The 14,062-nt window shown below is 63.2% G+C and carries 11 protein-coding genes; 2 read left to right on the top strand and 9 right to left on the bottom strand.

What is annotated here, in order from left to right:
• Positions 1-7: 7 nt before the first annotated feature.
• The 4 genes from waaA to A6U87_RS02460 form a co-directional block, all read right to left on the bottom strand.
• Positions 8-1,327 carry a lipid IV(A) 3-deoxy-D-manno-octulosonic acid transferase gene (waaA, locus tag A6U87_RS02475; RefSeq protein ID WP_065689642.1) on the bottom strand — a complete coding sequence of 440 codons (1,320 nt, stop codon included), beginning with the start codon at positions 1,325-1,327 and terminating at the stop codon, positions 8-10.
• A 134-nt stretch (positions 1,328-1,461) separates the two neighbouring features.
• Positions 1,462-1,707, bottom strand: coding sequence for a DUF4170 domain-containing protein (locus A6U87_RS02470; RefSeq protein WP_065689641.1), 246 nt, complete (start codon positions 1,705-1,707; stop codon positions 1,462-1,464).
• 62 nt (positions 1,708-1,769) lie between these two features.
• Positions 1,770-2,576, bottom strand: a complete 807-nt coding sequence (locus tag A6U87_RS02465; RefSeq protein ID WP_065689640.1) for a 3'(2'),5'-bisphosphate nucleotidase CysQ — start codon at positions 2,574-2,576, stop codon at positions 1,770-1,772.
• Positions 2,577-2,593: 17 nt separating this feature from the next.
• Entirely contained in the window at positions 2,594-3,940 is a 1,347-nt protein-coding gene (locus tag A6U87_RS02460) for a TldD/PmbA family protein (RefSeq protein WP_065689639.1), read from the bottom strand.
• 115 nt (positions 3,941-4,055) lie between these two features.
• Here A6U87_RS02460 and A6U87_RS02455 point away from each other — a divergent pair, with 115 nt between their 5' ends.
• Positions 4,056-5,864: a monovalent cation:proton antiporter-2 (CPA2) family protein gene (locus A6U87_RS02455; protein ID WP_065689638.1), complete on the top strand. Its 1,809-nt coding sequence runs from the start codon at positions 4,056-4,058 to the stop codon at positions 5,862-5,864.
• Positions 5,865-6,013: 149 nt separating this feature from the next.
• Here the strand turns inward: A6U87_RS02455 and A6U87_RS02450 are convergent, their stop codons facing one another.
• From A6U87_RS02450 to A6U87_RS02440, 3 genes are read right to left on the bottom strand one after another with little or no spacing between them, the layout of a single operon-like run.
• Positions 6,014-6,910, bottom strand: coding sequence for a patatin-like phospholipase family protein (locus A6U87_RS02450; protein WP_065689637.1), 897 nt, complete (start codon positions 6,908-6,910; stop codon positions 6,014-6,016).
• A 23-nt stretch (positions 6,911-6,933) separates the two neighbouring features.
• Positions 6,934-7,494: a 16S rRNA (guanine(966)-N(2))-methyltransferase RsmD gene (gene rsmD / locus A6U87_RS02445; protein ID WP_065689636.1), complete on the bottom strand. Its 561-nt coding sequence runs from the start codon at positions 7,492-7,494 to the stop codon at positions 6,934-6,936.
• Positions 7,475-9,637, bottom strand: a complete 2,163-nt coding sequence (locus tag A6U87_RS02440; protein ID WP_065689635.1) for a pseudouridine synthase — start codon at positions 9,635-9,637, stop codon at positions 7,475-7,477. Before A6U87_RS02440 ends, rsmD begins: the two co-directional genes overlap by 20 nt.
• An 89-nt stretch (positions 9,638-9,726) precedes the next feature.
• Between A6U87_RS02440 and A6U87_RS02435 the strand changes: the two genes are divergently transcribed.
• Positions 9,727-10,161, top strand: a complete 435-nt coding sequence (locus A6U87_RS02435; RefSeq protein WP_065689634.1) for a nucleoside deaminase — start codon at positions 9,727-9,729, stop codon at positions 10,159-10,161.
• A 61-nt stretch (positions 10,162-10,222) separates the two neighbouring features.
• On the opposite strand, the gene A6U87_RS02430 is transcribed toward A6U87_RS02435, so the two are convergent.
• Both A6U87_RS02430 and ileS read right to left on the bottom strand, forming a co-directional pair.
• A complete protein-coding gene (locus tag A6U87_RS02430) occupies positions 10,223-10,852 on the bottom strand; it encodes a hypothetical protein (protein ID WP_065689633.1) in 630 nt (209 codons plus the stop codon).
• Positions 10,853-10,988: 136 nt separating this feature from the next.
• A complete protein-coding gene (gene ileS, locus A6U87_RS02425; RefSeq protein ID WP_065689632.1) occupies positions 10,989-14,006 on the bottom strand; it encodes an isoleucine--tRNA ligase in 3,018 nt (1,005 codons plus the stop codon).
• Positions 14,007-14,062 lie beyond the last annotated feature (56 nt).

The following is a 14,062-nucleotide window of genomic DNA, read 5'->3' as shown; positions in this document are numbered from 1 at the left end:
GTCGCCTTTAGCGTTGCGCCGCCGTCTTCGGCAGCAGCCTTGCCTTTACCGTCAGCGGGTTGATGTAGGGTTCGAGCCCCTTCACCGTCGCTGTCAGCGCACCGCGCATTTCTTGCACAGCTCCGATGCCGGCCTCGATCATTTTGCGGCGCGCGTCGTCGTTGGACAGCAAATAATGGACGCCCTTGGCGAGCATCTCGGTATCGCGAACCATGCGAGCGCTGCCGCGGCGGGCAAGCTTCTGATAGGCTTCGCGGAAATTCTGCACATTGCTGCCCGACAGCACAGCGCAGCCAAGCATGGCCGGCTCCAGCGGGTTCTGCCCACCTTCGCCAAAAAGCGAGCGGCCGACGAAGGCCACTTCCGTAAGCCTGAGATAAAGTCCCATCTCGCCGATCGTGTCACCGAGGAAAACATCGACATCCGGCGAGAGTACATCTTCTCGCGTTCGCCGCGCGACCTTCAGCCCCTGCTTGACCAGCTCTTCCTCGATGGCATCGGCGCGCTCGGGATGGCGGGGAACGATGATAGTGAGCTGGCCGTCGCGCTCCTTGAGCGTGCGGTGGACGATGCCGGCCGCCTTTTCCTCGCCGTCGAATGTGGAGATCGCAGCCCAGGTCTTTCGGTCGCCGATCTGCTTCTTGTAACGGGCAAAGACGGCTGCGTCATAGGACGGCGCATCCGTATCAACCTTCAGATTGCCGGACATGATGACCTGGCGCACGCCGAGATCGCGGAAACGCTCGGCATCGAGGTCGGATTGGGCGATGACCAATGCGAGATTTTCAAACAGCGCTTCGGCAAGCGACGGACGCCGGCTCCATCTGGCGAAGGAACGGTCGGACATCCGGGCATTGACCAAAATCTGCGGGATGCGGCGCCGGCCGAGCTCCATAACGGTGGCCGGCCAGATTTCGGACTCGGCGATCAGCGCGCAATCGGGCTGCCAATAATCCAGGAAGCGGCTGACAGCCGGCTTCAGGTCGAGCGGCACGTATTGATGGATCGCTTCGGAGCCAATGCGCTGCGTCGCCAGTTTCGCGGAGGTCACCGTGCCGGTCGTCAAAATGACGTGAATGTCGCGGCGGCGGATTTCGCGGATCAACGGAATGACCGCATTCATCTCGCCGACGCTTGCGGCATGGAACCACACGAGCGGACCTGCCGGACGGTCGGCGCTGGCATAGCCCGAGCGCTCCAGCCGCCGGGCGCGGTCTTCCTTGCCCTTGGCGGCCCGATACGCCAGGTAGCCACCGACGAACGGGGCCAGCAAGGTGCCGGTTGCCTGATAGGCGCCTAGCGCTACGCGCGCCATGCGACCGCTCATCTGGTATCTCTCCGATCAACGGTGATCGACATGAACCCATTCCCAATTATCGTTGCGGCCGCAATGGCCGAGCAGTTTGTTCAGAATGCGTCAGCCGCCGACTTCGCAGCGAGGAGGAGCGCCGGGACCAGCAATTACTTTGCGGATTTGTCTTCCGGGTCCAACAGGCGATGCATGTGAACAATGAAATAGCGCATATGCGCGTTATCGACCGTCGACTGCGCCTTGGACTTCCAGGCCGTCAGTGCGGACGCGTAGTCCGGAAAAATGCCGACGATATCGAGATCCTTGAGGTCCCTGAACTGAACGTCGTCAAGACTTTCCAATTCGCCGCCAAATACAAGGTGCAACAGCTGTTTCTTTTCGCTCGATGCGGTCATTTTTCTTCTCTTTCTTTTGTCGTCTCCTCCGCCGTTTCATCTGAGGGATTTTGACGGAAACGTCAACTGCCTCGTCGTTCGGCAAGGCCTATTAGCAGGTCGTTCAGGCGCGAGTTGGGCGCCGCGCAAAGTTCGCCGTGGCTAACCTGAGAACGGTTATAAACAAGCGGCTTTCCATCGAGATCGACCAGGCGCCCACCGGCCCGCTCAAGGATAAGGTCAGCGGCGGCAAGGTCCCAATCATGGGAGTTGCGCTTGACGAAGGTGCCATCGATGCGACCGTCGGCGACCATGGCGATGCGATAGGCCAGCGAGGGAACGTGTTTGACCCGCTCTATCGAGTGCCGTAGCCCATGCGGAAATGCCGCGAGCACATCTTCGGCGATCGCAAAGCGAGACGGCCCCTCGGAGGCTGACGGCACCGCGATCGGCTTTCCGTTCCTGAGCGCGATGCCGCCCTCGGTCGCCTCGTAGAATTCATCCAGCGCCGGAGCGTAAAGCACGCCGGCGACCGGCCGCCCCCGATGGACGACGGCGACACTCACGCACCAGAGGTTCTGGCCGGCGATGAAGGCGCGCGTCCCGTCGATGGGGTCGATGATGAAGAGCGTCTCGTGGGACAAACGGACGCCATCGTCGTCCGTCTCCTCCGAAAGCCAGCCATACTGAGGACGCGCGCCGCGCAGGATCGTCTCGAGCTTCTCGTTCGCGGCAAAATCTGCGGCGCTGACGGGGGACCTGCCCTCGTTTTTCCACCAGACCTCGGGCGACTGGTTGAAGTGGCTGAGAGCGACGATACCCGCCTGCCTTGCGGCATCGGCGATCAACTCAAGATCGCTTTGCCAGCGGGCCATATCCAAGTCGCTCATTCCATCAATCCAATCTGTCAGCGCCCCGCGAGCGTCAGTCCCTCGATCGCCAGCGTCGGGGCGGCAACGCCGTACTTGCGGTCGATATCGTTTGCCGGCGTGACGCGCATGAACATGTCTTTCAGGTTCGATGCGATCGTGACCTCGGAAACGGCAAAGGTCAGTTCGCCGTTCTCGATCCAGAAGCCGGTGGCGCCGCGGCTGTATTCGCCGGTGATCATGTTGACGCCCTGGCCGATCAGCTCGGTGACGTAGAAACCATTGCCAACGCTGCGGATCAGGTCTTCCGGCGAGATGTCGCCCGGTTCCAACGCGAGATTGGTAGAGGCAGGCGTTACCGAATTGCCGCCGCGCACGCCGCGACCATTGGTTTCCATCCCGATTTCACGCGCGGTCGACGTCGATAGGAACCAGTGCTTCAAAACACCATCCTCGATCATCACCAGCGGTTCGCCCGAGATGCCCTCACCATCGAAGGGACGCGAAGACGGGCCGCGGACGATCAATGGATCGTCCGTAATCGACAGCCCGGTCTTCAGAACCTGCTGCCCCATCTTGTCGCGCAGGAAGCTCGTCTTGCGGGCGACGGACGCGCCGTTGATCGCCCCGGCAATATGCCCGACGAAACCGCGCGCAACGCGCGGATCGAAAACGACGGTGATATCCTTGCCGGTGTCGACCTGGCGCGGATTGAGACGGCGGATCGCCCGCTCGCCGGCGCGCCGGCCAATCTCGGCGGCGTCATCCAGATCGGCGAAATAAAGACGGCTATCGAAGTCGTAATCGCGCTCCATGCCCGTACCCTCGCCAGCGATGACGCTGACCGAGCGGCCGAAACGCGAGGCCATGTAGCTGCCCTGGAAGCCATGCGACGTCACGAGAACGAGACCACCCATGCCGGCCGACGCACCGGCGCCGGAGGAATTGGTGACACCCTTGACGGCAAGCGCGGCAGCCTCGGTTGCCAGCGCTCCTTCGCGAAGCTGATCCGCGGAGACCTCGGTCGTGTCCAGAAGCTGGAGATCCGGGTAGGATTTTGCCAGCTTGTCTTCATCGGCGAGGCAGGCAAACGGGTCTTCCGGCGATACCTTGGCCATGGCGACGGCGCGCTCGGCCAGAGCGGAGAGGTCGAAACCCGGGTTGGCCGAGACGCTGGCAACGCGCTTGCCGATGAAGACGCGCAGCGAGAAGTCATCGCTTTCGGAGGATTCAGTTCCCTCCACCTTGCCCAGGCGCACACTGACGGACTGCGAACGGGAGCGCACGACGACGGCATCTGCGGCGTCGGCCCCTGCCTTCTTTGCCAGATCGATCAGCTGGCTTGCGCGGGAAAGAAGCGTCGAGGAGTCGATTTCAGAGGACATGATTTGGCCTTTCCTTCGCGTTCCATTTATTGTGCGCTACGGAAAGCATCAAGGCCGACACCACCGATTCTTTTTTAAACCGTTCGTGTGCCGCCGATCGAGAGAGCCAGCCACCATGTCCGAGCCGAACACCGTTTTCACCGAAACCATTCTGCTCCTCGGCGGCGCCGTTGTTTCGGCGCCCATTTTCAAATGGCTACGGTTGGGCACGGTGCTCGGTTACCTCGCTGCCGGCGTGGTGATCGGGCCTGTTTTTCATGGCCTTACCGATGGCGAGCAGATCCTGAACGTTGCCGAACTGGGTGTGGTCTTCCTGCTATTCATCATCGGTCTCGAGCTGAAGCCCGGCCGCTTGTGGCAGATGAGGAAGGACATCTTCGGATTGGGGACGGCGCAGGTTGTCGTGACCGGTGCGCTGCTCACGTTGATTGCCTGGTTGAGCGGCATCATCGACTGGCGCGGCAGCATCATCGTCGGTTTCGGGCTTGCCCTGTCCTCCACCGCCTTCGCGATGCAGATCCTGAACGACAGCGGCGAGGCGAATACGAGCTACGGGCAGCGTTCCTTTTCTATGCTGCTGTTCCAGGACCTCGCCATCGTTCCGTTGCTCGCGCTGACCAATATTCTCGATGGCGGCAAGGGCCATGGCACGCCCGTTCTCGATCTTGCCGTGGCCGTCGGCGCCATCGGCGCGATGATCATCATGGGCCGCTATCTGCTGACCCCGCTCTTCCAGGTCATCGCGCGCACCGGCGCCCGCGAAGTGATGATCGCGGCGGCCCTGTTCGTCGTCATGGGATCCGCGAGCCTGATGCAACTTGCGGGCCTCTCGATGGCCATGGGCGCGTTTGTCGCGGGCGTCATGCTGGCGGAATCGTCCTATCGGCACGAACTGGAAGCCGACATCGAGCCTTTCCGCGGGGTGCTGCTCGCTATCTTCTTCATCGCGGTCGGCCTGTCGCTGCAGCTTGATGTGCTGTGGGACAATGCGCTGCTGATCGTCGTCGCCGTCCCTGTCGTCATGGCCGTCAAGGCGATTGTCATCTACGTGCTCTGCCGCGTGGCAGGCTCGCCGCACAACGATGCGGTGCGCATTGCGTTTCTGCTGCCGCAGGGCGGCGAATTCGGGTTCGTCCTCTTCTCCGCAGCCGGCATGGCCGGCCTCATGCCGTCGAGTACGGCATCGCTGCTCATCGCGATCGTCACACTCTCGATGGCACTGACCCCGATCGGCACCATGCTTTCGAAGCGGCTCTTGCAGGGTGACGAGCGTGAGGAGCTGGACGAGGATTTCGAGGGCGCCGGTGCCGATGTGCTGATGGTGGGCTTCTCCCGTTTCGGGCAGATCGCGGCGCAGATCCTCCTGGCGGGTGGTCGCGCGGTGACGGTGATCGATGTTTCGGCGGATCGTATTCGCCAGGCGTCGTCATTCGGCTTCCGCATCTATTTCGGCGACGGCACCCGCAAGGACGTGCTGCGGGCGGCAGGCATCGATCGTGCAAAAGTCGTCGTCGTGTGCACGCAGAAGCGCGAGATGACGGACAAGATCGTGGAACTGGTGCAGGCGGACTATCCGAATGCCAAGCTCTACGTCCGTTCCTACGACCGTATCCACTCGATCTCGCTGCGCAACCGGAACGTCGACTACGAGTTGCGCGAGACGCTGGAGTCCGGCCTCCTGTTCGGCCGCCGTACCCTGGAAGCGCTGGGTGTCAGCGAGAGCGACGCCTATGAAATCGGCGAGGATATCCGCCGGCGCGACGAACAGCGCCTCGAGCTGCAGGTTTCGGAAGGGCTGCAGGCCGGGCGCGACATGCTGTATTCGCAGCCTGTCAGGCCGGAACCGCTGGTCAAGCCGAAGCGGGCGATGGACTTCGATGTGGATCCGCTGGCGGGCACGGCAGACGTCGCGGCCGATGCGTAGAGCCTTCAAGGGTAAACTAGGACGCTCCCCAGGAGTAGGTTTTCGTCAGCGCAGAGGCGATTGGCGAAGGGCTTACCCCGAATGTGCGTTCGTGTCATTCGACGCTGTTTGCGCCAACGGAACGTTTCAATCTCACCCCCTGAAAGGCTTCAGGCGCGGGCATGCGCCTCGATCGCCTGATCGAGCGCGTATTTCAATTCGTCCTTCACGCCGGCAGACATTGCCAGCACTTCGCGCGCCTTGAGGAAATCCATGACGCCGGTGCGCCCGACGGCGGGGCGCAGGAAGATATGTGGCGCCTGCAGCCGCAGCTTCAGGGTAATGGCCGTCTGCATCATCAGCTGACCCGAGCCGAAGATGCTTTCCATGCGATTGGGAATATGCGTGCCGTCGCCCTCCGGCGCCCCCACCACGTCGATGCCGATCACGATGTCCGCCTTGTCCATCAGGCACTCGTAGGGCACCGGATTGCTGATGCCGCCATCGATCATCACGCGGCCATACAAGCGAACCGGCATGAAGACCGCAGGGATAGCGGAGGATGCGGCAAGCGCCGGAAAGAGCGGCCCCTCGCTGACAAGCACCTCGGCCTGCCCGTAGTAATCGGTCGCCGTCACCGTCATCGGGATCGCCAGATCCTCGAAACGATCGGGGAGATCGGCCGGCAGGAAGGCCTTCAGGATACGCTCGAGATTGAACTGGCCGATGCGAACGCCGTTCGCCACCGCGTCGCGGACCGTCTGCGGGCGCAGGCCCCAAAGGCGGCTGACGACGGCGGTCTTGTTGCCGACGGTCATCAGGACATGTTCGCGGATGGCTTCGCCCGTCATTCCGGCCGCCATGCCGGCGCCCATGATCGCGCCGATCGACGAGCCGGCGATCGCCACGGGGCGAATTCCGAGTTCGTCCAGCGTTTCGATAACGTGGATGTGCGAAATACCGCGTGCACCGCCGCCGCCAAATGCGACGGCAATAGTTGGCGTGCTGCCTTGCGAAGAAGCGTCAGCGGCAGGCAACTCTGTACTGATGTTCTCCGCCTGCTGCACCTCTGCCCCCGATGCTCCGCGGCCTATTGAGGCTGGTAGCGGAAGAAATGAACCCTGGTATCGCCGAACATGCGGCTTTCCAGGAACAGATAGGAAGGATCGACAGAAACGACAACGTCTGCGCGTTCTTCGAGCACCGCAATCGCGCCAGGCACGAGCCAGCCGCCCTTGACGGCAGCCGCCATCGCCTTTTCCCCAAGACCCTTGCCATAGGGCGGGTCGGCGAAGAGGAACTGGAACGGCTCAAGGTTGCCGACGCTGCCGAGATCCGTCGCGTCGCGCCTCAGGATACGCGTCTTGCCGTGCAGGCCGAGCGCGTCGATATTTTCCCAGAGCAGGCCCCTGCCCTCGACGCTGTTTTCAACGAAGAGCGCATGGCGACAGCCGCGCGAGACGGCTTCCAGACCGACGGCGCCGGTACCTGCGAAGAGATCGAGTATCCGGGTGCCATCGACGCATTCCGGATAGGCATGGCTCAGAATGTTGAACAGGCTCTCACGCGTCCGGTCGGCAGTCGGCCGGATGTCGTTGGATTTAGGCACGGCGAGCGACCGTCCGCGCAACTCACCGCCGACGATCCGCACCGCGTCCTATTCCCTTGCCTTTTGGTCCACCACGCGACGGCCCGCCCGAGGGCTTGCCACCGCCACCGGGACGATCACCCGAAGGCTTGCCCGAAAAACTCTTCGCACCCGGCTTGGAGCCGCCGGGCTTGCCGCCAAAGCTCTTGCCGCGCGGCTTGTCGCCGAACGGACGATCGCCTCTTGGGCGTTCGCCCTGGGGACGGTCGCCTCTCGGGCGTTCGCCCTGGGGACGATCACCCTGCGGCCTGTCTCCACGAGGCCTGTCGCCATACGAACGCTCGCCTGCCGGACGCTCGGAGCGAGCTTCGCCGGAGAAACGCTTGGCGCGGGGACGCTCGTCGCCCTCTTCGCGCGGCCGGCGCGGCTTGTCGCCAAACGGCCGGTCGCCACGTGACGGACGATCGCTGAAGGAACGGGGACGGTCGTCTCCCTCCTCGCGCGGCGGGCGGTCGCCGCGAGGCTTGGCTGCGAACGGGCGGTCGCCGGCTGGCCGGTTACCACGGGGAGGACGATCACCGAAAGGCCGATCGCCACGGGGCTTGTCACCACGCGCTGGGCGGTCGCCGAAGGAACGCGGACGGTCACCATCCTCGCGCGGCTTGCGCTCGCCGCGTGGCTTGTCGCCAAAGGGACGATCGCCACGGGGTGGGCGATCACCAAAAGGCCGGTCGCCGCGTGCCGTGCGGTCGCCGCCGGAGCGGTCACCGCGATCACCGAAGGATCGGTCGCCACGGGGACGGTCACCGAAGCCGCGATCGCCACGGTCGCCGCGCTTGCGGTCACCGTCGTCCTTGCTGACTTCGCTGGAGCGGATCCATTCGCCCTCTTCGTCGCGGGCGCGATTGATCTGCACACGCGGGCCTTCATCGTAGCTTGTTGGCTGCGGCTTGGAACGGCCGGGCTTCTCGCCGCGGCGAAGGGCCGTCTGGGCGTTCTTCTCGGCCTTGGCGGCTGCCTTTTCGCCGAGCGGACGGGCGCCGGGCGCCATCCAGACATTGGCGCTGCGGCGGCTGCCGAGCGCAGGGCGCTTCGGGCCGTCGTCCTTGCGGTCGCCACCACGGCTCGGGCCACGGCCCGCATCACGGTCACCGCCACGGCGATCGTCACGCCTGTCATCACGTTTGTCGTCGCGCTTGGTGTCGAGTCGGCTCAGAGCGCGTTCGCGCTTGTCTTCCGGCTTCCACGAGCGCTCGCGGCGCTCGGGCTGGGCTGCCGCTTCCTCTTCCTCGGCTACGGCAGGGGCGTTGTAGATCGGCGCGTCGAAATTGGCCTTGGCATCCTCGATCAGGCGCGGGCCGAGCTGGTCGCGCAGCGTGCGGCCGCGGACTTCGACAACCGCGCGTTCCGGGATATCGCCGAGCTGGAACGGGCCGTAGGAGATGCGGATCAGTCGGTTCACGTCGAGACCCAGCGCGCCGAGCACGTTCTTGATTTCGCGGTTCTTGCCTTCGCGCAGCCCCATGGTGAGCCAGACGTTGGAGCCCTGGGTGCGGTCGAGCGTCGCTTCGATGGCGCCGTAGAGCACGCCGTCGACGGCGATGCCGTCCTTCAGCTTGTCGAGCGCTTCCTGGTCGATCTCGCCATGGGCGCGCACGCGGTAGCGGCGCAGCCAGCCTGTCGTCGGCAGTTCCAACGCACGCGCCAAGCCGCCGTCGTTGGTCAAGAGCAGCAGGCCTTCGGTGTTGATATCGAGGCGACCGATCGACATGACGCGCGGCAGGTCATCAGGCAGGTTGTCGAATACGGTGGGGCGACCTTCCGGATCAGCATTAGTGGTCACCAGGCCGGCCGGCTTGTGGTAGAGCCACAGGCGCGTGCGCTCGATGCCGCGGATCGGCATACCGTCGACTTCGATCTTGTCCGTCAGCGTGACGTTGACGACGGGCGTATCCAGCGGCTTGCCGTTCAGCGTGACGCGGCCGTCGAGGATCATGCGCTCGATATCGCGGCGCGAGGCAACCCCGGCGCGCGCCATCACCTTGGAGATGCGTTCCGCCTTGCTGTCGCTCGACACGTCGGACACGGCATCCGCCTTGTCAGCCGATTTTGCGAACTTCTTTGCGGGCTTCTCGCCCGATTTCGCGCCGGTATCGCGCGGGGATGGCTTGCCACCCGGCCGTTTTGGCTTGTCTTTGAATGTCATTTGTTGTTTGCCTGCCTTTTGCGCCTGTCTATCAGGTCGCGCCCCTGCGGTTAAGTGGAAATTGTCGCGTCGTGAAGACAAATCAATTTATGGAGCTGGCACTGGATGAAGCGCGCGCCGCGGGCGAGCGTGGCGAGGTGCCGATCGGTGCCGTGCTGGTGCTCGACGGCACCGTCGTCGCCCGCTCCGGCAACCGCACCCGCGAGCTCAACGACGTGACCGCGCATGCCGAGGTGGCTGTCATCCGGATGGCCTGCGAAGCGCTCGGCCAGGAGCGACTGACAGGTGCCGATCTCTACGTCACGCTCGAGCCCTGCACGATGTGCGCGGCCGCAATCTCGTTCGCCCGCATTCGCCGGCTCTACTACGGCGCGGAAGACCCGAAGGGTGGCGGCGTCGACAACGGTGTACGCTTCTACGCGCAGCCGACATGCCATCATGCTCCTGAGGTCTACTCAGGGATGAATGAAAGCAGCGCGGCGGAGATCCTGCGGTCGTTCTTTTCGCTGAAGAGGGAGCCGTGACGGCGCGGTGATATAACACGCCTCAAAAAGAAAACGGGGCTGACGCCCCGTTCGATCCACTCTACTGCAGAAGGTTCCACCACTGCTTGCCGCTTCCCGCGACGGCAGCGTCTTTCTTGCGCTTCTTCTGCTTCTTGAGCTCGGGCTCGCCGACGTCGTCCAGCTTGGCAGGATCGTCAACCTGACGATATTCCGTTGGCGGATCCGAGATATAGCGGCGCTCGTCGAGGTTGGAGCCCTTCTGGATGGCGCGGGCTTCGCGGTAGGCCTTGGTCTGCGCTTCCGTCGTCGGGCGACCGCCATCGATGCCGGAGCCGGCCAGCGGCGAGCGGAAATCCGACCTGTCGCTATTTTCGTCAGCGTCCTTGACCAGACGGGCGCGGGTTTCTTCCGGAGACTCGACCCACTCCGGATTGTCCTTGCTCGCGATTGACTTCTGCGGCTCGACGAGCGTTGCCTTGGCCGTGTCGGTGGGGAGCACAAGCGACGGACGCGGCGCATAGCGGACGCCCTTGTTCTTGGGGTCCTTGCCGGTCACGGAAACCGAGTCACCAAGGTCATCCGTCAGCTGCTGGAATGCCGTCTTGTCCGTGCCATAGCGGGGGCCGCTCGTGCAGCCAGACATCATCGCGCCGCCTGCCATAGCAACAGTCAGGCAAGCGCCCAAACGGAACCAACGCTTCGATAACATGAAAACCCTTCCAGCCATGCCGGTGCAATCATCGCCCAAAACCGGACACTTGTTCCCCGTGACGGAAAAATCCGGCCATTTTCAGGCAGCTTTTACCGGATGAACCACCAATGCGCAATTCACCCGGTAACTTTCTTCAGTTTTGCACCGCTAGTTCGCGAAGTGCCGCCGCATCGCGTGCCGACACATCGGGATAGGCCGCATCCGAGCCGACATCCGTCGTGATTCGCCACGAACGAGCGCATTTGGTGCCCTCAGCAAGCTTCGGCTCGACGCTGACGCCGGCCACTTCGGGAAGACGGAACGCGTCGGACGGGCCTTCGTTGCCCTCGATGACGATCCCCGAGGTGATGCAGATTTCCTCGAAGTCCTGTCCTTCCAGCGCCTTCAGGAGCTCGGCATCGGCGATATGGACGACGGGAGCCGCTTCCAGCGAGGAGCCGATGCGCTTGTCCTTGCGCTCGATCTCAAGCGCGCCGGTGACGACCGTACGGACCGCGCGGATCTTCTTCCACTTCTCGGCCAGCGCCTCGTTCTTCCAGTTGCCAGGGACTTCCGGGAACTGCTCGAGGTGGACGGAGACGGCACCAGGGTTGCGCGACAGCCATGCTTCTTCGGTGGTGAAAGGCAGCATCGGGGCAAGCCAAGTCACCATGCAATCGAAGATGTTGCGGATGACATGCAACGAGGCGCGGCGGCGCAGGCTGGATGGCGCGTCGCAATAGAGCGCATCCTTGCGGACGTCGAAGTAGAAGGCCGAGAGCTCGACATTGGCGAAGTCGATCAGCGCGCGGGCGATCTTCTTGAAGTCGAAGGCGTCGTAATTCTCGCGCACCAGCTGGTCGAGCTCGGCCAGGCGATGGAGCATCAGCTGCTCCAGCTCCGGCATTTCGGACACCGCGAAGGTCTCGCCCTTGTCGTGCGCCAGCGTGCCGAGCATCCAGCGGATGGTGTTGCGCAGCTTTCTGTAGGCATCGACATTGGTCTGGATGATCGTCTTGCCGACGCGCAGGTCGTCGGCATAGTCCGAGGTCATGACCCAGAGGCGCAGGATGTCGGCGCCGGCATCCTTCATGATTTCCTGCGGCGAAGTGACGTTGCCCTTCGATTTCGACATCTTCTCGCCCTTCTCGTCCATGGTGAAGCCATGGGTGAGGACGGCGTTGTAAGGCGCGCGGCCACGAGTTGCGGCGGACTCCAAGAGCGACGAGTGGAACCAGCCGCGATGCTGGTCGGAGCCTTCGAGATAGAGATCGGCCGGCCACTTCAGGTCCGGGCGATCTTCGAGCGTGAAGGTGTGGGTCGAGCCACTGTCGAACCAGACGTCGAGGATGTCCATGACCTGGGTCCACTTGGCGTGGTCGTGGCCGTTGCCGAGGAAGCGATCCTTGGCGCCTTCGGCGAACCAGGCATCGGCGCCCTCGACGTCGAAGGCCTCGAGGATGCGGGCGTTGACATCGGCATCCTGCAGGACGTTGCCGTCCTCATCGGCGAAGACGCAGATCGGAACGCCCCAGGCGCGCTGACGCGACAGCACCCAGTCCGGACGCTGCTCGATCATGGCGCGCAGGCGGTTCTGGCCGGCGGCGGGCACGAAGCGGGTATCGTCGATCGCCTTCAGCGCACGGGTGCGCAGCGTCGTACCGTCCTTGAGGTCCTTGTCCATGTAGACGAACCATTGCGGCGTGTTGCGGAAGATGATCGGCTTTTTGGAGCGCCAAGAATGCGGATAGGAATGCTTCAGGCGGCCACGGGCAAACAGCGCGTTGCGCTCGATCAGCGCCTTGATGACGCGCTCGTTGGCATCACCCTTCTTGCCGTTGTCGTCCATGACGCGGGCGCCTTCGAAGCCGGGGGCGTCCGATGTGTAGGTGCCCGAGTCGTCGACCGGGAACGGGATGCGGGTGTCGATGCCCTTGGCTTCGAGCTGCTTGGCGGAGGACATCCAGGCCTCGAAGTCTTCGCGGCCGTGCGACGGAGCGGTGTGGACGAAGCCGGTACCGGCATCGTCGGTGACGTGGTCGCCGGGGAGAAGTGGAACCTTGAAGTCATAACCCAAATCCTTGAGCGGATGGGCGGCTGTGATGCCGGCCATAACAACCGCCGGAACATCACGAAGGCGCTTGAAGGTCAGCTTCGCCTTCGTCGCCGACTCTTCGGCCAATGCGTCCGCAAAGATAAGTTTTTCACCCGGGCGCGGGCCAAAGTCGTTCTCGGCAGTCACAACCTCGTAAAGCCCGTAAGCAACTCTTGGCGAATAGGCGATCGCGCGGTTACCAGGAATGGTCCACGGCGTCGTTGTCCAGATAACAACATGCGCGCCAACGAGATCTTTTGCCTCGGCCAGATACTTATCGAACAAGGCTTCCGCTGCCGGATTATCCAGCGCAACGCCTTCAGTCGACGCACCGAGTTGCATTCCGACGAGATAGGTCAGGCTCTCTTTTGCTACCGCGACATCCACGACCGGGAACTTCACCCAGATCATGTCGCTCTCGACGTCGTGGTACTCGACCTCGGCTTCGGCCAGCGCGGTGCGCTCGACCACCGACCACATGATCGGCTTGGAGCCGCGATAGAGCTGGCCGCTCATGGCGATCTTCAACAGTTCGCCGGCGATGCGGCTTTCGGCGTGGAAGTTCATCGTCAGGTAGGGATTGTCGAAATCGCCCTCGATACCCAAGCGCTTGAACTCGTCGCCCTGGATCTTGATCCACTTTTCGGCATAGGCGCGGCATTCCTTGCGGAACTCGATCATCGCGTCGGCCTGCTTCAGGTCAGGCTTTGCCTTGCCCTTGGCGCGGTAGTTCTCTTCCTCGATCTTCCATTCGATCGGAAGGCCGTGGCAATCCCAGCCGGGAACATAGTTGGCGTCGAAGCCGCGCATCTGGAACGAGCGGTTGATGACGTCCTTGAGGATCTTGTTCAGCGCGTGGCCGATGTGGATGTTGCCGTTGGCATAGGGAGGGCCGTCGTGGAGGACGAATTTTTCGCGGCCGGCGGCGGAGGCGCGGAGCTTCTTGTAAAGACCCATCTGCTGCCAGCGGGCAACGGTTTCCGGCTCCTTCTGCGGCAGGCCGGCGCGCATCGGGAAATCGGTTTCCGGCAGATAGAGGGTCTTCGAGTAATCGATCTTTTCGGCTGTATCGGTCATGTCTGGCAATCGTCTCTTCTAGCGATCGTCGCTGGCGCCTCGCAAACGGGCGCAAC

Source organism: Rhizobium sp. AC44/96, from assembly GCF_001692185.1.
Taxonomy (GTDB): Bacteria; Pseudomonadota; Alphaproteobacteria; order Rhizobiales; family Rhizobiaceae; genus Rhizobium.
Note: the sequence above shows the minus strand (reverse complement) of the source record. Positions and strands in the feature narration are given on the sequence as shown.